This is a genomic window from Kocuria sp. NPDC057446, assembly GCF_042802875.1.
Taxonomy (GTDB): Bacteria; Actinomycetota; Actinomycetes; order Actinomycetales; family Micrococcaceae; genus Kocuria.
This window is the reverse complement of record NZ_JBHVDI010000028.1, coordinates 13,901-31,060: the sequence shown is the minus strand read 5'-3', so window position 1 is coordinate 31,060 and position 17,160 is coordinate 13,901. Positions and strand designations below refer to the sequence as shown.

Here is a 17,160-nt window from a genome sequence, read left to right as displayed (position 1 = left end):
GCTCGAGGGGGCCGCCGTGCCGTCGGGTGCTGCGGCGCCTCAGACGTTGAGCTTGAACATCCGGTCGAACGGGGTGCCGACGGCCTGGCGGGCGCGCTCCACGGACGCCTCGTCGGGGGCGTTGTAGAAGCACAGGCACTTGGCGGTGTCCTCGCGCACGTAGGTGCGCAGGAAGGAGACCTCGGGGACCTCGGCGTACTTCGGGGAGTTGGCCTTCTTGCGCGCCAGGTACTGCTCCATGGTGATCTCGGCGGGGATGTCCCACTCCACGAGGTACTGCGCGTCGCCCTTGAGCTGCTTGATGTCGTCGAGCTCGGCGCCCACGAGACGGACGGCGTCGGGGCCGGTGACCTCCGCGGCGGCGTCCCCGGCGGCGGTGCGCACGGTCTGGGCGAGGCCCTCGGCGCTGTCGGCCTCGACGATCACGAAGACGCGTCCGTGGTCGGCCGTGACCTGGGACTCGATGAACTCGGCGCCGGCCGCGGAGACGGACTCGGAGACCGTGGCGATGAGCTGGGTCACGGCGTCCTTGGACGCGGCGGCGGGAACGATCTCGAGCAGGTGCAGAGACATGGGATTCCTTCCGGAGGGGACGGGGGGCCGTGGTCGGCCCGCTCGGGCACTCCTGCCAGGCTAGGCTCCCGTTCCGGGAAGGTCCCGGGAATCGTCACACTTCGCAATATCGGCCGCTCCGGCGGCTCGCGCTCGCCACGGAGGTCCGCCGTGTGCACAATGTGCCCGTCCCGCCCGTCGGGGGCGGTGCCTCCGTGTCCGGGTCGCTAGCCTGGGGGAGTGCGTGCGGAAGAACTGAACCGGTCCGTCCAGGACTGCCTGAAGACCGTCTGGCTGGCCCAGGAATTGTCCTCCGAGGCGGTGACCACCACGGGGCTCGCCCAGCGCCTCGGCCTGTCCCCGTCCACCGTGTCGGAGGCCGTCAAGAAGCTCACGGCCCAGGGCCTGCTCAGCCGGCCCGCCCACGGGGGGATCGCCCTCACCGGCCGGGGCCGGGACGTCGCCGTCCAGATGGTGCGGCGCCACCGGATCCTCGAGGCCTTCCTCACCGGTCACCTCGGCTACGCCTGGGACGAGGTGCACGAGGAGGCCGAGGTCCTCGAGCACGCCGTGAGCGAGAAGTTCGTCGCCCGGCTGGACGCCCTGCTGGGCCACCCGGAGCGGGACCCGCACGGCGACCCGATCCCCCGCCGGGACGGCACCGTGCCGTCCGCCCCGGCCGTCCTCCTGGCGGACGTCGCGCCCGGCAGCCCCGTGGTGGTGGCCCGGGTCTCGGACGCGGACCCGGGCGTGCTGCGCCGGCTCGGGACCGCCGGGATCCGGCCCGGGACGGTGCTCGTGGTCGGCGAGCACCGGCCCCGCGCGGTGCCCGTGGTGCTCGACGGGGCCGTCGAAGGCGCCGTCGTCGAGGTCGACGTCCTCGCCGCGGAGGCGGTCTGGGTGCTGCCCGGACCGCCTCCGGGGCCCGTCAGGAGATGACGCCGTCCACCAGCGCCTTGGCCTCCTGCTGGACCTGCTGCAGGTGCTCCTCGCCGAGGAAGGACTCCGCGTAGATCTTGTAGACGTCCTCCGTGCCGGAGGGCCGGGCCGCGAACCACGCGTTCTTGGTGGTGACCTTCAGCCCGCCGATCGCCGCGCCGTTGCCGGGGGCGTTGGTCAGCTTCGCGGTGATCTGCTCGCCGGCCAGGGTGTCCGCCTCCACCTGGGCGGGGGAGAGCTTCTTCAGGGCGGCCTTCTGCTCCCGGCTCGCCGGGGCGTCGATGCGCTGGTAGACGGGGGCGCCGAACTCCTCCGTGAGCTCCGCGTAGCGCTGGGACGGGGTCTTCCCGGTCCGTGCCGTGATCTCCGAGGCCAGCAGGGCCAGGATGATCCCGTCCTTGTCGGTGGACCACACGGAGCCGTCCCGGCGGAGGAAGGACGCGCCCGCGGACTCCTCGCCGCCGAAGCCGATGGAGCCGTCCATCAGCCCGGGCACGAACCACTTGAAGCCCACCGGCACCTCCACGAGCTCGCGGCCCAGGGAGGCCGCCACCCGGTCGATGATCGAGGAGGACACCAGCGTCTTGCCGACCCCGGCGTCCGGGGACCAGCCCGTGCGCTCGCGGAAGAGGTAGTCGATGGCCACCGCCAGGTAGTGGTTCGGGTTCATCAGGCCCGCGTCCGGGGTCACGATGCCGTGGCGGTCCGTGTCGGCGTCGTTGCCGGTGGCGATGTCGTACTTGTCCCGGCTGCCGATGAGCGAGGCCATCGCGGACGGGGAGGAGCAGTCCATCCGGATCTTCTCGTCCCAGTCGAGGGTCATGAACGCCCACTGCGGGTCCACGGCCGGGTTCACCACGGTCATGTTCAGCCCGAAGCGCTGGGCGATCTCCGCCCAGTAGGCCACGGAGGCCGAGCCCATGGGGTCCGCGCCGATGTGCAGCCCGGAGTCGCGGATCACGTCGAGGTCCACGACCTCCGGCAGCGTCCGGACGTACTCCTCGAGGAAGTCGTAGCCGCCGGTGGTCGCCGCCGCGCGCGCCTGTGCGAGCGGGACCCTGCGGACCCCGGTCATGCCGTTCTCCAGGAACTGGTTGGCGCGCTGGGCGATCCACTCGGTGGCGTCGGAGTCCGCGGGGCCGCCGTTGGGGGGGTTGTACTTGAAGCCGCCGTCGCCCGGCGGGTTGTGCGAGGGGGTGATGACGATGCCGTCGGCCATCCCCTCCGCCCGGCCGGTGTTGTGGGTGAGGATCGCGTGGGACAGCGCCGGGGTGGGCACGTATCCGTCGCGGGAGTCCAGCAGCACGGTGACGTCGTTGGCGGCCAGCACCTCGAGCGCGGTGTCCTGCGCGGGCCCGGAGAGCGCGTGGGTGTCCTTGCCCATGAACAGCGGACCCGTGATCCGCTGGCCGGTGCGGTACTCCACGATGGCCTGCGTGATCGCCGCGATGTGCTGTTCGTTGAACGAGGCCTTCAGGGACGAGCCCCGGTGCCCGGACGTGCCGAACGCCACGCGCTGGTCGGGGTCCGACGGGTCGGGCCTGACATCGGTGTAGGCGTCGAGGAGCTTGCCGAGGTCGACGAGGTCACTGGGTTGGGCGACGGTGCCCGCACGATTGGTCATGGCGCCCAACCTACCGCCGGGCGGCGGGCGCGTGCGGGCTGGCGCGCGATCGGGTCGCCAGGTTTCGTGGTGCGCCCCGGGCGCGCCGCCCGCCCGAGGGCTGGAGGAATCGCGGCCGGTGGGACAGGATGAGGGCACCAGACCGCGCAGCACCGAACGAGGAGGCCGGCACCATGAGCGATGCACCCGACGAGACCACCGACGGGACGGGCAGGGGCCCGGAGGGCACCGTCCCGGACAACGACCAGGGCATCGGACTGACCACCGACGAGAACGCGACCGGTTTCGAGCCGGAGGAGGACCCGGAGGCGGCCACCGATCCGGAGGACCCCGAGGCGGCCCTGGGGCACTCCTAGACCGCGGCGCGGGGACCGGGGAGCCCCCGGTCCTCGAGCTGGGCGACGACGGCGAGCAGCTGCGCCTCCGCGCTCGGGCGGCCGACGAGCTGGACGCCCATGGGCACGACCGGTCCGTCGTCGTCGCCCGCCGCGCGGGTCCACAGCGTCGGGACGGTCACCGCGGGCAGGCCCACGACGTTCACGATCGAGGTCCACGGCGTGTACCCGCACTGGCGCCGGTAGTCCTGCTCCGCGCCGGCGGGGTCCGCGAGGTCGTAGCCCTCCCAGTACCAGCCCAGCGGGCGCGGCGTCATCGCGAGCGCGGGCGTCAGGACCATGTCCCAGTCGCCGTAGGCCCGGACCACGTCCTGCTCGATCCGGCGCAGGACGCCCACGGCCTCCGCGAGCTCGACCGCCGACCGGCGCAGGGCGCGCTCCCGGAAGGCGCCCGCGAGGCCCGACAGCCTCCCTGCCTTTTCGTCGTCCAGCGGGACCGTGCCCATCGAGGTGGTCCAGACGTCGAAGAAGGCCCCGGGGTACTCGGGGTCGTAGGACAGCCCGGCGTCCCCGACCTCGTGCCCGGCGTCCCGCAGCCGGGCGATGCCGGCGTCGAGCGCGGCGCGCGCCTCCGGCGACACCTCGACGTCCTGGACGGTGTCGAACGGGGAGGCGGTGCTCACCCCGATCCGCAGCGGCCGGTCCCCCCACGGGAGGTCGCCCCGCCGGGCCGCGCGCACGGCGTCCAGGAAGGACCGCTGCGGGACGGCGCGCACCGCCCGCCGCACCACGTTGCCGTGCGCCGGCCCGGGAGCGGGGGCGCACAGGACGTCGAGCAGCAGCGCCGCGTCATCGGCGGTGCGCGCAAGGGGCCCGTGCACCACGAGCTGCGCGGCGTCCGACTGCGCGTCCGCGGTGGGCACCCGGCCGCGGTTCGGCTTGAGCCCGATCAGCCCGCACGCCGCCGCCGGGATGCGCACCGACCCGCCGCCGTCGGAGCCCGGCGCCACCGGGAGCAGACCCGCCGCCACGGCCGCCGCCTGGCCGCCCGAGGAGCCGCCGGCCCCCGTGGACGGGTCGTGCGGGTTGCGGGCGGGCGGGGCCACGAGGTTCTCGGAGTAGCAGTTGAGGCCGAACTCGGGCACCTGCGTCTTGCCCAGCAGCACCGCCCCGGACGCCCGCAGCACGGCCGCGAGGTCGTCGTCGGCCGCCGCCACGGGCGCGCCGCCCGGCCGTCCCGCCACGGCGGCGGATCCGTAGCCGGTGGGCATGCCCGCGACGTCGTGCAGGTCCTTCAGCGCGAGCGGCACGCCGTGCAGCGGACCGCGGGCGGCCCCGGCGGGCAGGGCGTCGAGCGCGCGGGCTCGGTCGATGGCGGAGTCCGCCGCGACGTGGACGAACGCGCCCAGCGCCGGATTGCGCTCGGCGATCCGGGCCAGGAAGTGCTCGGTGGTCTCGGCCGCGCCGAGCTCGCCGCGCGCGAGCGCGTCCCGCAGCCGGACGGCGCTGAGGTCCTCGATCGGGGTCACGGCGGCTCCTGTCCGGGAGGGGGCGGATCGCCCGGGGGCTCCGCGGGCGTTGGGCCCAGGCTAGTAGGCTGACGGCTGTCCCGGGGCGACCGGCGCCCCGCCGCCTCGCTCCGGCCGCCTCGCCCCGGTCCTCCGGTTCCGTCCCGTCCCCCGCAGGAGTGCTCCGTGCCACCAGTCCGTGCGCCCCGTTCCGCGGCGACCCCCGCAGCGACCCCCGCAGCGACGGCGGCCGTCCTGCTCCTGGCCCTCACCGGCTGCGCCGCCGCCGACCGGGAACCCGCGGGCGGCGCGGGGCCGGCACCCAGCGCCTCGAGCGCTGCCGCCGGTGGCCCGCCCGGCGCCGTCCAGGAGGCGTGCGCCCGTGTCCTCGAGCTCGTGCGCTCCGCCCCGCGGCAGCTGCGGGAGGACCCCGCCGGGCTGTTCGCCGAGGTCGACGAGCTCGCTGCCACCGCCCCGGACGAGCTGTCCGGGCAGCTCGCCTCGGTCCGGGAGGCCGTGGCCGGCTTCCGGCAGGGCGAGCGCTCGCTGCTCTCCGTGGTCCAGGAGACGAGGGGGCTGCAGGAGCGCTGCTCCGGCTGACCTCCCGCCGTGCCGAGGGGTCGCGTTCGGCACTTCCGGGGCGCGAGGGGTCGCGTTCGGTGAAAATCAGAGGCGCTGAAGGCCCGGTAGCGACCCCCCAGGAATGGAGGCGTGCAGAACCCGCCCCCTCGCCGTCGATGGGATGAAGGATGCCGAGCCGCGCAACCGCACTCCACCGGGGCGCGACAACGGTCCGGGTGGGCAGGACTGCACCACTCCGTGTGCTCGCGGCGTCCTCCGCCCGTCCACGGCGGTCAGGCTCTCCGCATGCGACACCCTGGACCCTTGCCGCCCGAACTCCGTGGCATCGGCTTTTCATGCCAGGAGGCCCTCGCGCTGGGCGTCGCGGAGCACCGGCTCCGGGACGCCGACCTCACCAGTCCCGTCGGCAGGGGAGTGCGGGTCCCCGTCGGCTGTCCCGCTCCTCTGCTGGAAGCGGCACGGGCGCTCACCCGCCGGTATCCGGAGACGGTGATCAGCCACCGCTCCGCGGCGCTGCTCCACCGGCTGAGGGTCCCTGTCCGCTGGCAGATGTGCTCGGAGCTGTGGCTCACGCGCGCCGACAACTCGAGGGCCCTGAGACGGCCCGGCGTCGTCTGCCGGAGGGGGCGCCTCGGTCCGCACGAGGTGGTCCGCGTCCAGGGGGTGGCCGTCACGTCACCGGTGCGCACGTTCCTGGACGTCTGCGCCGAGCTCACGGTCACGGACGCAGTGGTGCTCGCCGACGGACTGGTCGACGCCCACCGTCATGGGATCCGCCGAGCCGTGCCCGCGGTGTGCCGACCGGACGAGCTCGAGACCGGAGTGCGGGAGCACGCCGGGCGGCGTGGCATCCGTACGGCACGCACGGCGGTCGAGCGGATGCGGGTGGGTTCGGACTCGCCCGGCGAGACACGGCTGCGGCTGCTGCTCGAGGACCACGGGATCCGGGGCCTGGTGCTCGACCATCCTCTGCTGGGGCATGACGGGACGCTTCTGGCACAGCCCGACCTCGCCCTGGAGAGCCACCGGCTGAGCCTGCAGTACGAGGGTGCCCACCACGACCGGGCGGAGCAACGAGTGGTGGACATCAGGCGCTTGCGCGCCACGGAGTCGGCGGGCTGGCGGGAGCTCCGGATCTGCGCTCACGACCTGCACCAGTACACGACGACGACGCGGGGCCGGGTGCCGGTGGCGGTCGCTCTGGTGTGGGAGGCCATGGGGATGGCGCACCGCCTGTGACGGGGCCGAGCCGGGGACCGCGGGGCGAGGGGTCGCGACCGGCTGGCCGCCGCGCCGAGGGGGCCCGTCCGGACGGAATGTGACTGTCCGACCGTGCGAACGAGACCCCTCGGCGAGAGGGGGCGAATGAGACCCCTCGGCGCGAGGGGGTGCTGAACGAGACCCCTCGATCGCGCCTAGGCCGCCGCGCTGCGGATGGCCCCGGCGAGCACCTGCAGGCCGTCGCGCAGCAGCTCCTCGCCGATGACGAGCGGAGGCAGCAGACGCACGATGTTGCCGAAGGTGCCGCAGGTCAGGATGAGGACGCCCTGCGCGAGGCACTCCGCGGCGATCGCCTTGGCGGCGTCGGCGTCGGGCTCGGTGCTGCCGGGGCGGACGAACTCGAGGGCCATCATGGCGCCGCGGCCGCGGATCTCGCCCACGATGCCGGTCTCCTCGGCCACCGGGGCCAGCTCCTCGCGGACGATCTCCTCGATCCGGCGGGCACGGGCGACGAGGTCCCAGTCCTCGATGGTCTCCAGCGCTCCCAGGGCGGCGGCGCAGGCCACGGGGTTGCCGCCGTAGGTGCCGCCGAGGCCGCCCGCGTGCACGGAGTCCATGATCTCGGCGCGGCCGACCACGCCGGACAGCGGCATGCCGCCGGCCACACCCTTGGCCACGGTGATCAGGTCGGGGACGACGCCCTCGTGGTCCACGGCGAACCACTCGCCGGTGCGCGCGATGCCGGACTGCACCTCGTCGACGACGAACACGGCGCCGTTGTCGGTGCACCAGTCGGACAGCGCGGGCAGGAAGCCGTCGGCCGGCACGATGAAGCCGCCCTCGCCCTGGATGGGCTCGATGACGACGGCGGCCACGTTGTCGGCGCCGACCTGCTTCTCCACCTGGAGCAGCGCGCGGCGGGCCGCCTCGGCGCCGGTCATGCCCTCCGGGTCGCGGAACGGGTAGGACACCGGCACCCGGTAGACCTCGCCGGCGAACGGTCCGAAGCCCTGCTTGTAGGGCATCACCTTGGCGGTCATCGCCAGGGTCATGTTCGTGCGGCCGTGGTAGGCGTGGTCGAACACGACCACGGCCTGGCGGCCGGTGTGCACCCGGGAGATCTTCACGGCGTTCTCGACGGCCTCGGAGCCGGAGTTGAACAGGGCCGCCTTCTTCGGGTGGTCGCCGGGGGCGAGCGCCGCGAGCTTCTCCGCGACGGCCACGTAGCCCTCGTAGGGAGTGACCATGAAGCAGGTGTGCGTGAAGTGCGCCACGGCCTCCTGCACCCTGGCGACCACGGCGGGGGCGCAGGCGCCCACGGTGGTCACGGCGATGCCGGAGCCGAGGTCGACGAGCTGGTTGCCGTCGACGTCGAGCACGATCCCGCCGTCGACGTCCGCCGCGTAGGCGGGCACGGAGGACGCGACGCCGGAGGCGACGGCCGCGGCGCGCCGCTTCGACAGCTCGCGGGACTTCGGGCCCGGGAGGGTGCCGTCGAGACGACGGGCCTGCTCGAGCCGGTACTGGATCTCGGTCTGGGTCTGGGTCACGACGAGATCTCCTTTCGGTGGGGACGGGACGGTGGGACGGGACGGTGGGGACGGGACCGCGGCCGCCGCAGCAGCGTGCGGCGACCGCCGTCCCGGGGCCGGGACCGCGGAGGCCGGGCCTCAGGCGGGGGTGCCGGTGCCGGGGGTCGGGACGTTGCTCCAGGGGTTCTCCACGCCGATGTACTGGGTGGTGGTGTACTCGTGGAGTCCCTCGGCCCCGCCCTCGCGGCCCAGGCCGGACTGCTTGACCCCGCCGAAGGGGGCGGCGGCGTTGGAGATCACCCCGACGTTGAGTCCCATCAGGCCGAACTCGATGCGGTCGCCGATGCGCAGGCCGCGGGAGATGTTCTCGGTGAACACGTAGGAGGCCAGACCGTACTCGGTGGCGTTGGCCAGGGCCACGGCCTCGTCCTCGTCCTTGAAGGTGACCACGGGGGCGACGGGGCCGAAGATCTCCTCGGTCACCGCCCGGGCGTCCCGGGGGACGTCGCGCAGCAGGGTGGGCTGGAAGAAGTAGCCGGGCCCGTCGACGCGGGAGCCGCCGACGACGACCTTCGCCCCGCGCTCGACGGCGTCGGTGACGAACTCCTCGACGGAGTCGCGGGCCTTGGCCTCGACCATCGGCCCGACCGTGACCCCGTCCTCGACACCGTTGCCCACGGTCAGCGCGGCCATCTTCTCGGCGAGCTTCTCGACGAACTCCTCGACGACGTCCTCGTGCACGAGCAGCCGGTTGGCGGCGGTGCAGGCCTCGCCCATGTTGCGCATCTTCGCGGCCATCGCCCCGGCCACGGCCTTGTCGACGTCGGCGTCCTCGAAGACGATCAGCGGCCCGTTGCCGCCGAGCTCCATGGAGGTGCGCAGCACGTTGTCGGTGGCCAGCTTCATCAGCTGCTTGCCCACCGGGGTGGAGCCGGTGAAGGAGACCTTCCGCAGGCGCGGGTCGGCCATGATCGGCTCGGACACCGCCGAGGCGGAGGCGGAGGAGACGACGTTGAGCACTCCGGCCGGCAGCCCGGCGTCCAGCATGAGCTGGGCGAAGTACTGGGAGGTCAGCGGGGTGAGCCGGGCGGGCTTGAGCACCATGGTGCACCCGGCGGCCACGGCGGGGGCGACCTTGCGGGTGGCCATCGCCAGCGGGAAGTTCCACGGGGTGATCAGCAGGCACGGGCCCACCGGCTTGTGGGTGACCAGCATCCGCAGGTTGCCCTCGGGGGTGTCGAGGTAGCGGCCGTAGTCGCGCACGGCCTCCTCGGCGAACCAGCGCAGGAACTCGCCGCCGTACTTGACCTCCCCGGCCGCCTCGGCCAGGGGCTTGCCCATCTCCAGGGTCATCAGCAGCGCGAGGTCCTCGGCGCGCTCCTGCACGAGGTCGAAGGCCCGCCGCAGGATCTCCGAGCGCTCCCGGGCGGGGGTGCGGGCCCAGGACTCCTGGGCGTCGGCGGCGGCGTCCATCGCGGCCTGGGCGTCCTCGCGGGTGGCCGAGGCCATCGTGGCCAGCACCTCGCCGGTGGCGGGATTCTCCACATCGAAGGTCCCGCCGTCGGCGGCGTCGCGCCACTGGCCGTCGATCAGCAGACCCGTGGGGGTCTTCCCCAGGACCGCGGCGATGCGGTCCGTCATGCCGGTGGCCGTTCCGGCCTTCTCCGTGATGCTCATCTGTACAGCCTCTCTTCGTCGACGCGCACCGGCCACCGGGCGCCGGTGGCTCCTGCGCTGCGTCAAGGGGTTCGTCGGACGGACCGGCGACAGCTGCCGGGCCCGCCCGTCCATCGTAGGACGCCGGTGGGGGTTGCCCACGGGCGCGACCCCGACGTCCGACGACAGGTCCGGCGAGCCGGCGCGGCGGGCCGCCGGGGTTCCTCGACCGTTCCAGGCTAGCGCCGGGGTGGCTCAGCATGATGCTGAATCTTGGCGAAAGCAGGTGCACTCTGCACTGGGACGACGCGCGGCTACCGCTCCGCGCGGTCCGGCCGCTCGGACAGCCGCAGGGCGATCCACAGCTCCGCGCGCAGCTGCGGGTCGTCCACGGACCGGCCGAGCGCGGCCTCGATCTCCTGCAGGCGCTGCTGCAGGGTGTTCCGGTGGATCCCCAGGGCCTCGGCCGTGCCGCTCCGGTTGCCGTTGTGGGCCAGGAACGTGCGCAGCAGGGGCAGCTGCCCGGTCCGGTCGAGCGGGCGCAGCAGCTGCCGCGCCCAGGCCCGGGCGGTCTCGGGCGGCAGGAGCCCGGCGACGCCGCCCGCCACGAGGTCGTCCCAGGTGCCGACGGGGGCGCGGTCCGTGGTGCGCTCCAGGGCCTCGTGGGCCTCCCGGTCGCTCGCCTCCGTCTCGTGCACGGCCGCCCGGCCGCCGATGCCGGCCCGGAGACCGGCGGACTCGGCGGCGGCGCGCACCTCGGCGATCCGTTCCGGCAGGTCCTCGAGCAGCACCGTGGCGGTCTGCTCGCCGGAGGGCTCCGTGGCCGGCGCCCCGACGAGCACCGGCCTGGTGCCGCCCAGGGGGCGGGCCTCGAGGCGCTCCACGCCGTCCCGGAGCTGCTCGGCGCCGCCGCGCAGGCGGGCCACCCGCACCCGGGGCGCCGTCGACCACGTCGTGTCGTCGGCCACCCCCAGCAGCGCGTCCGCCGACCGGACCTCGCCGCTGAGCAGGAGGGCGAGGGCCCCGGCCCGGACCCGGCGGCGGAACAGGGTGTGTTCGACGGCGCGCTCCGCGTGCAGCGAGAGCAGCGCCACGGCGGTGGCGACCACGCCGGTGCGGACCGGGTCCACCGGACCGGGGAGGGCCACCACGAGGTAGCTCCGGGGCGCGCCGTCCACGCCGAGGGGGTGCACGACCACCGCGCCGGCCGGGCCCGACTCGCTCAGCGAGCCGCGCAGACCGGCCGGCCGCAGCCGGTCGAGGAGCTCGGCCAGCGTCCGGCCCGGGGGCAGCTCGGGCAGGCCGGGGCCGGAGCGCTCCACGATCCGGGCGTCGGCCGTGCAGACGCCCGCCCATCCGCCGCCGAGCACCGACACGAGCGTGCGGACCACGCGGGCGGGTCCGTCGCGCCCGACGGCCGCGCGGGTGAGTCTGCGCTGCTCCGACAGCATCGTCTCGAGGGCGGCGCGCGCCTCGGCCGCCCGCATCTCGGCCGCGGCACGGATGATGCCCAGGAAGGGCGTGCGCTCGGGCACCCGGAACAGGGTCAGCCCGGCCTCCCGGCACGCGTCGGCGAGCGCGTCCGGCACCTGCAGGTAGGACAGGCGCCCGCCCACGCCCAGGCCGAGCGCCACCACGCCCCGGTCCGTGAGGCGGCCGACGTACTCCGGCCAGGAGTGCGCCCGGGCGGAGGTGTGGAGGCCGGTCAGCAGGAGGATCTCGCCGCCCTCGAGATACGGGGTCGGATCGGCGAGCTCGCTGGTCACCACCCAGCTCACCGGCAGGTCGGTGTCCGCCTCGACGACGGGAACCAGCCCGAGCCCGGGCAGGCCGAGCACCTGGGCGACCGTGACCATGGGCAGTCCTCCTCGTCCTCTGCGCGCCGGGGACAGCCTAGAGCAGCGGTCCCCGGCGCGGCGGGCGCCTCAGCCGCGCCGACGGCGTCGCTCGACCTCGGCGACGAGCCGGTGCTCGGCGTCCGGGCCCGGCCGGATGCCGGTCGGGATGCGCAGCAGGAACACGAGCCCGAGCAGCCACCACAACCCGAAGATCGTCCAGGCGGGCGTGCTCAGGAAGGCGGGCATCCCGGGCAGGTACAGGCTGATCAGGGCGAGGCACAGCACGACCGAGAGCACGCCGATCGCCGTGCCGCCGTGGCCGTGGCCGCCGATCCGGAAGGGGCGGTCCATGCCGGGCTCGCGCCGGCGCAGGATCACGAAGACGACGGAGACGAGGGCGTAGGCGATCACGATCGACGGGGAGCCGGAGTCGACGAGCCAGCCGAGCATCTCCGCGCCGAAGAACGGCGCGACGAAGGACAGGGCGCCCACGAAGAGCAGGGCGTTGGCCGGCGTGGCGTACTTCGGGTGCAGGCGGCCGAACCACTGCGGGACCATCCGGGAGTTGCCGAGGGCCCAGAGCAGGCGGGACGCGCCCATGAGGAGGGAGTTCCAGGAGGTCAGGATGCCGGCGAGGCCGCCGGCGATGAGCAGGTTGGCCACGGCGGTGCTGGAGAACATGGTCCCCATGGCGTCGGCGACGGCGATGTCCGCGGCGGCGACGTCCGCGCCGGACATCGCCGAGGACGTGGTGAGCACGACCATGACGTACCACGCCGCGGCCAGCAGGACGGAGATGATGATGGTCCCGCCGAGCTTCTTCGGCGGGAGGTGCATCTCCTCGGAGACCTGGGGGATGACGTCGAAGCCGACGAACAGGAACGGGACGGTGACGAGCACGAGGAAGAAGCCGGCGGTGCCGCTCGTGAAGAACGGCTCCATGGTGGCGACCGAACCGCGGGTGAAGGCCCCGAAGAGCATCATGAGCCCCACGATCAGCAGGAAGAGGATCACGAAGATCTGGACCGTCGAGGCGTGCTTGACGCCGCGGATGTTGATCGCGGTGATGACGACGGCGGTCAGCGCCCCCACGAGCGCCCAGGTCAGGTTCACCTCGAAGCCCGCCACGGTCCACAGCGGGATCTGGCTGAGGCCGGGGAAGATGTACTGCAGCGTGCGGGGCACGGCCACGGCCTCGAAAGCGACGATGGTGATGTAGCCGCCGGTGATGGCCCAGGAGCCCACGAACGCCCAGCGGGCGCCCATGCCGCGCAGCAGGTAGTTGTGCTCCCCGCCCGCGTACGGCATGGCGGCGACGAGCTCGCCGTAGACGAGGCCGACGACGGCCATGATGAGCCCGCCGGTGACCAGGGCGAGCACGGCGCCCATGGTCCCGGCCTCGGCGAGCCAGTCGCCGGTGAGGATGACCCAGCCGAAGCCGATCATGGCGCCGAAGCCCAGGGCGATCGCGTCGAGCTGGCCGAGGACCTTCTTGAAGCCGTGGTCCTCGCGGTCCGGGGCGTCCGGCACCGCGCTGCGGGGTTCGTTGGTGCTCATGGGAGTACTTCCTTCTGTCGAGGACACCGGGACGGGGTGCCAAGCGGGACCCGCCGCACGGAACTCCCGGCGGCGAGGGCACAATTTATACAGGGATTGTTTCGGCGGTGTGCGCCCGCCGGGCGTCCCGCGCCGCGCCCGGCGGGCCGGGCGGGGTTCCCCGGCGCGGGGCGACAGGGCGGGCCCTTGGCCGCGCGTGCCCGTCCGTGGTCTGCTGGAGCCGGGCCTGCACCCTCCCCGCGACCGAAGGACCCCGATGCGCAAGCTGATCAACGACCCCGCCGACGTGGTCGAGGACCTCATCACCGGGCTCACCGCCCGCAGCCGCGAGCTCGCCCGGGTGACCGGCCGGCCCGTCGTCGTCCGGGCGCGGCGGGCGGACGGCAAGGTGGCGCTGATCTCCGGCGGGGGCTCCGGGCACGAACCCGCCCACGCCGGCTTCGTGGGCCGCGGCATGCTCGACGCCGCCGTGTGCGGGCCCGTGTTCACCTCCCCGTCGGTCGACGCCGTGCAGGCGGCGCTCCAGGCGGTCGGCGAGGACCGGGACGTGCTGCTGGTCGTGAAGAACTACACCGGGGACCGCCTGAACTTCGGGCTGGCCGCGGAGACCGCGCAGGCCGCCGGACGGGCCGTCGCCACCGTCGTCGTGGCCGACGACGTCGCCCTGGGCGACTCCGCCGGCGCCGGCCGCCGCGGGATCGGCGGCACGGTGCTCGTGCACAAGATCGCCGGTGCGGCCGCCGAGGCCGGCCGCGGTCTCAGGGAGATCCAGGACCTGCTCGAGCGGTTCCTGCCGGGGATGGGCACCATGGGCCTGGCCCTCGGGCCGAGCCTCGCCCCCGGGGCCCAGGACACCAGCTTCGACCTCGGTCACGACGAGGTGGAGTGGGGGCTCGGCATCCACGGCGAACCGGGGCTGGAGCGCGGCACCGCCGACTCGGCCCGGCAGGTCGCCGCCCGGCTGGTCGGCACCGTGGTGACCGACCGGGGACTGCGCGCGGGGGACCCGGTCGTCGTCCTGGTCAACGGGCTGGGGGCCACGCCGCCGCTGGAGCTGGAGATCCTCGCGGGCGAGGTGCTCGCGGCGGCCCGGCAGCACGGGCTCGACGTGCGCCTGTGCTGGTCCGGGACCCTGCTGACCAGCCTGGACATGCCCGGGGCCTCGGTCACCCTGGCCCGGGTGGACGACGAGCTGCTGGAGCTGCTGGGCGCCGCCAGCGACGCCCCCGGATGGATCGCCACCACGGTCCCGGCCGGGACCCCGCAGGAGACCGCCGTGGACCTGCCCGACCCGGTGGCAGAACTGGCCGGCGCCGAGCCGGTGGACGCCGCGGTGCTCGACGCGCTGTGGCGGGCCGTGGACGCCGTCGAGGAGGCGGAGCCGCGGCTGACCGAGCTCGACCGGAAAGTCGGGGACGGGGACCTGGGCACCAATCTCGCCCGGGGGGCGCGGACCCTGCGGGCGCACCGGGAGCAGCTGGGGGCGGCCCCGGACCTGCGCACCTGGTTCCGGGCCGTCGCCCAGCTCCTGCAGGACGAGGTCGGGGGCACCTCCGGACCGCTGTACTCGTTGTTCGTCCTCGCGCTCGGCGAGGCCTTCGGACCGGGGGAGCGGCACGCCCGGCCCGAGACCCTCGCCGCCGGGTTCCAGGACGCCGTGGCCCGCCTGCAGGAGCTCGGCGGCGCCCGGGAGGGGGACGCCACCATGATGGACGCGCTGCTCCCGGCCGCCGCGACCCTGGCCGCGGTCCCGGCCGGGGATCTCGACCCGCACCGGACCGTGCCCCCGCTCCTGCGCGGCGCCGAGGAGGGGACGGAGGCCACGACCGGGGTGGTGGCCGGGCTCGGTCGCTCCAGCTACGTGGGGGAGCGGGCCGTCGGCACCCCGGACCCCGGCGCCGTGGCCGTCACCGTCTGGCTCGCGGCCGTCCTGCGGCCGTGGTCGGGCCGCTGACCGCCACCCGGCCGTGACGCCCGCGGACTAGGCTGGTCACCGCAGACCGACCCGCAACGAGAGGACCCGGACGATGGACAACCTGGACAGCCTGCCCAGCGCCTCGGTGGAGGAGATCCCCGACGGCGCACGCGTGCTGGACGTGCGCGAGGACGAGGAGTGGGAGGCCGGGCACATCGCCGGGGCCCAGCACATCCCGCTCCGCCAGCTCCCGGAGCGCTACGGCGAGGTGCCCGTGGACGAGGACGTGTACGTGATCTGCCGCTCGGGCGGCCGGTCCCTCAAGGCGACGGCCTACCTCCAGCAGTACGGCTTCGACCCCATCAACGTCCTGGGCGGCATGGGGGCGTGGATGGACGCCGAGAAGCCCATGGTGTCCGAGACGGGCGAGACCCCGAACGTCCGGTGAGGTACGCCTACCTGGGGCCCGCCGGCACCTTCACCGAGGCCGCGCTGCTGGGCGTGGAGGGGGCCCGGGAGGCCGAGCGCCGCCCGGTGTCCTCCGTGCCCGTGGCGCTCGCCGCCGTCCGCGCCGGCGAGGTCGACGCCGCCATGGTGCCCATCGAGAACTCGGTGGAGGGCGGGGTGACCGCGACGCTCGACGCCGTGGCCACCGGCAGCGAGCTGCGCATCGTGCGCGAGGCGCTGGTGCCGATCAGCTTCGTCCTCGTGGCCCCGCCGGGCACGGTGCTCGCCGACGTCCGCACGGTCGCCACGCACTCCCACGCCTGGGCCCAGGTGCGGGGCTGGATGGACGACCGGCTGCCGGGCGTGGACTACGTCCCGGCGTCCTCCACGGCGGCCGCGGCCCTGGCCCTGCTCCCCGGCGCGGCGTCCCCCGCCGGCTTCGACGCCGCGGTCTGCTCGCCCGTGGTCGTCGAGCAGCACCCCGAGCTCGAGGTGCTGGCGGAGGACATCGGGGACAACCGGGCCGCCGTCACCCGGTTCGTGCTCGTGGCCCGGCCCGAGGCGCCGCTGCCGCCGCGCACCGGCGCGGACCGCACCACCCTGGTCATCCCGCTGTGGGAGGACCGGGCCGGGGCCCTCATGGAGATCCTCGAGCAGTTCGCGACCCGGGGGGTCAACCTCTCGCGGATCGAGTCCCGGCCCACCGGCAACTTCCTCGGGGAGTACTTCTTCAGCGTGGACGTGGACGGGCACATCCTCGACGCCCGGGTGGCGGACGCCCTCGAGGGGCTGCGCCGGGTCTGTCCCAGCACGCGCTTCCTGGGCTCCTACCCGCGGGCCGACCACAAGGTCGCGACGGTCGCCCGGCACCACTCCGACGGCGCCTTCCGCGAGGCGGAGGCCTGGGTCGCAGGTCTGCAGGGGCGCGGCGGCGGTGCTCCGGAGTCCCGGCCGGCGCCGGCCGCGACGGACCTCCCGTAACGGAAGGACGCGCACCGCACCCCGCTTGTTAGCTATTGCGAATACATGCACCATGGGGAGGCGGGCGCGTCCGTGCCCGCGATCTTCAGCCGGTGTCGATCGACCCCCCGGGTCGGGACCGAGCCCGACCGGAGGTGCCACCATGCCCGTTCCCGCTGTCCGCCGACTCGCACTCGCCGCCGCCCCGGCCCTCCTGGCCTGTGCGCTCGCCGCTCCGCCGGCCGGGGCGGCCCCGCTGCCCGAACCCGTCCAGGTGGTCCGTGCGGAGGTCGGCCCGGGCCCTTCCGCCGGCGACCCGCGGGCCGCCGACGCGCTCGAGCTGGAGCCGGCCTCCCGCGTGGTTCCCGAGCCGGGCGCCTCGCTCACGGACCGGGGGCGGGGCCCGCTCGTCGCCGTGGGCCTGGCCGTGCTCGCCCTCGTCGGCGCGTTCGTGGCGGGTCTCAGCCGCCGGCCCGACCCCGCCGACTGACCCT

At 74.6% G+C, this 17,160-nt stretch carries 15 protein-coding genes; 8 read left to right on the top strand and 7 right to left on the bottom strand.

Annotated elements, in window-relative coordinates; all coding sequences use genetic code 11:
- Positions 1-39 precede the first annotated feature (39 nt).
- The gene (locus tag ACFU0Y_RS05625; RefSeq protein ID WP_380213470.1) at positions 40-573 is read right to left on the bottom strand and encodes a DUF4242 domain-containing protein; all 534 of its coding nucleotides are present in this window, start codon (positions 571-573) and stop codon (positions 40-42) included.
- Positions 574-792: 219 nt separating this feature from the next.
- Here ACFU0Y_RS05625 and ACFU0Y_RS05620 point away from each other — a divergent pair, with 219 nt between their 5' ends.
- Positions 793-1,491 (top strand): metal-dependent transcriptional regulator, encoded by a 699-nt coding sequence (locus tag ACFU0Y_RS05620; protein ID WP_380213469.1) that lies wholly within the window; start codon positions 793-795, stop codon positions 1,489-1,491.
- On the opposite strand, the gene pgm is transcribed toward ACFU0Y_RS05620, so the two are convergent.
- Positions 1,481-3,115 carry a phosphoglucomutase (alpha-D-glucose-1,6-bisphosphate-dependent) gene (gene pgm, locus ACFU0Y_RS05615; RefSeq protein ID WP_380213468.1) on the bottom strand — a complete coding sequence of 545 codons (1,635 nt, stop codon included), beginning with the start codon at positions 3,113-3,115 and terminating at the stop codon, positions 1,481-1,483. The two genes, ACFU0Y_RS05620 and pgm, sit on opposite strands and share 11 nt — an antisense overlap.
- Before the next feature lie 173 nt (positions 3,116-3,288).
- Between pgm and ACFU0Y_RS05610 the strand changes: the two genes are divergently transcribed.
- Entirely contained in the window at positions 3,289-3,471 is a 183-nt protein-coding gene (locus ACFU0Y_RS05610; protein ID WP_380213467.1) for a hypothetical protein, read from the top strand.
- Here ACFU0Y_RS05610 and ACFU0Y_RS05605 read toward each other — a convergent pair.
- The gene (locus tag ACFU0Y_RS05605) at positions 3,468-4,979 is read right to left on the bottom strand and encodes an amidase (RefSeq protein ID WP_380213466.1); all 1,512 of its coding nucleotides are present in this window, start codon (positions 4,977-4,979) and stop codon (positions 3,468-3,470) included. The two genes, ACFU0Y_RS05610 and ACFU0Y_RS05605, sit on opposite strands and share 4 nt — an antisense overlap.
- A gap of 165 nt (positions 4,980-5,144) precedes the next feature.
- Between ACFU0Y_RS05605 and ACFU0Y_RS05600 the strand changes: the two genes are divergently transcribed.
- Together ACFU0Y_RS05600 and ACFU0Y_RS05595 are read left to right on the top strand one after the other, a co-directional pair.
- Complete coding sequence (locus ACFU0Y_RS05600) at positions 5,145-5,558, top strand: hypothetical protein (RefSeq protein ID WP_380213465.1); 414 nt, start codon at positions 5,145-5,147, stop codon at positions 5,556-5,558.
- Positions 5,559-5,843: 285 nt separating this feature from the next.
- On the top strand, positions 5,844-6,779 hold the full coding sequence (locus ACFU0Y_RS05595) for a hypothetical protein (RefSeq protein ID WP_380213464.1): 936 nt from the start codon (positions 5,844-5,846) through the stop codon (positions 6,777-6,779).
- Between the two features lie 176 nt (positions 6,780-6,955).
- On the opposite strand, the gene gabT is transcribed toward ACFU0Y_RS05595, so the two are convergent.
- From gabT to ACFU0Y_RS05575, 4 genes are all read right to left on the bottom strand, one after another.
- Positions 6,956-8,311, bottom strand: a complete 1,356-nt coding sequence (gene gabT / locus ACFU0Y_RS05590; protein ID WP_380213463.1) for a 4-aminobutyrate--2-oxoglutarate transaminase — start codon at positions 8,309-8,311, stop codon at positions 6,956-6,958.
- Between the two features lie 120 nt (positions 8,312-8,431).
- On the bottom strand, positions 8,432-9,970 hold the full coding sequence (locus tag ACFU0Y_RS05585) for an NAD-dependent succinate-semialdehyde dehydrogenase (RefSeq protein WP_380213462.1): 1,539 nt from the start codon (positions 9,968-9,970) through the stop codon (positions 8,432-8,434).
- Positions 9,971-10,263: 293 nt separating this feature from the next.
- Positions 10,264-11,805, bottom strand: coding sequence for a PucR family transcriptional regulator (locus ACFU0Y_RS05580; protein ID WP_380213461.1), 1,542 nt, complete (start codon positions 11,803-11,805; stop codon positions 10,264-10,266).
- 69 nt (positions 11,806-11,874) lie between these two features.
- Complete coding sequence (locus ACFU0Y_RS05575; protein WP_380213460.1) at positions 11,875-13,344, bottom strand: APC family permease; 1,470 nt, start codon at positions 13,342-13,344, stop codon at positions 11,875-11,877.
- A gap of 256 nt (positions 13,345-13,600) precedes the next feature.
- On the opposite strand from ACFU0Y_RS05575, the gene ACFU0Y_RS05570 reads away from it, so the two are divergent.
- The 4 genes from ACFU0Y_RS05570 to ACFU0Y_RS05555 all read left to right on the top strand — a co-directional run bounded on the left by ACFU0Y_RS05570 (position 13,601) and on the right by ACFU0Y_RS05555 (position 17,156).
- Positions 13,601-15,298, top strand: coding sequence for a dihydroxyacetone kinase family protein (locus ACFU0Y_RS05570; protein WP_380213459.1), 1,698 nt, complete (start codon positions 13,601-13,603; stop codon positions 15,296-15,298).
- Between the two features lie 73 nt (positions 15,299-15,371).
- The gene (locus ACFU0Y_RS05565; protein ID WP_380213458.1) at positions 15,372-15,707 is read left to right on the top strand and encodes a rhodanese-like domain-containing protein; all 336 of its coding nucleotides are present in this window, start codon (positions 15,372-15,374) and stop codon (positions 15,705-15,707) included.
- The gene (gene pheA / locus ACFU0Y_RS05560) at positions 15,704-16,687 is read left to right on the top strand and encodes a prephenate dehydratase (RefSeq protein WP_380213457.1); all 984 of its coding nucleotides are present in this window, start codon (positions 15,704-15,706) and stop codon (positions 16,685-16,687) included. The genes ACFU0Y_RS05565 and pheA overlap by 4 nt, the downstream gene beginning before the upstream one ends.
- Before the next feature lie 142 nt (positions 16,688-16,829).
- The gene (locus ACFU0Y_RS05555; protein ID WP_380213456.1) at positions 16,830-17,156 is read left to right on the top strand and encodes a hypothetical protein; all 327 of its coding nucleotides are present in this window, start codon (positions 16,830-16,832) and stop codon (positions 17,154-17,156) included.
- The last annotated feature ends 4 nt before the right edge of the window (positions 17,157-17,160 follow it).

Bases quoted from the DNA above. Each gene is read 5' to 3' on its own strand.
- ACFU0Y_RS05565 (WP_380213458.1), top strand. From the start codon at position 15,372: ATGGACAACCTGGACAGCCTGCCCAGCGCCTCGGTGGAGGAGATCCCC.
- ACFU0Y_RS05570 (WP_380213459.1), top strand. From the start codon at position 13,601: ATGCGCAAGCTGATCAACGACCCCGCCGACGTGGTCGAGGACCTCATC.
- ACFU0Y_RS05580 (WP_380213461.1), bottom strand. From the start codon at position 11,805: ATGGTCACGGTCGCCCAGGTGCTCGGCCTGCCCGGGCTCGGGCTGGTT.
- ACFU0Y_RS05610 (WP_380213467.1), top strand. From the start codon at position 3,289: ATGAGCGATGCACCCGACGAGACCACCGACGGGACGGGCAGGGGCCCG.
- ACFU0Y_RS05585 (WP_380213462.1), bottom strand. From the start codon at position 9,970: ATGAGCATCACGGAGAAGGCCGGAACGGCCACCGGCATGACGGACCGC.
- pgm (WP_380213468.1), bottom strand. From the start codon at position 3,115: ATGACCAATCGTGCGGGCACCGTCGCCCAACCCAGTGACCTCGTCGAC.
- ACFU0Y_RS05625 (WP_380213470.1), bottom strand. From the start codon at position 573: ATGTCTCTGCACCTGCTCGAGATCGTTCCCGCCGCCGCGTCCAAGGAC.
- ACFU0Y_RS05555 (WP_380213456.1), top strand. From the start codon at position 16,830: ATGCCCGTTCCCGCTGTCCGCCGACTCGCACTCGCCGCCGCCCCGGCC.
- ACFU0Y_RS05575 (WP_380213460.1), bottom strand. From the start codon at position 13,344: ATGAGCACCAACGAACCCCGCAGCGCGGTGCCGGACGCCCCGGACCGC.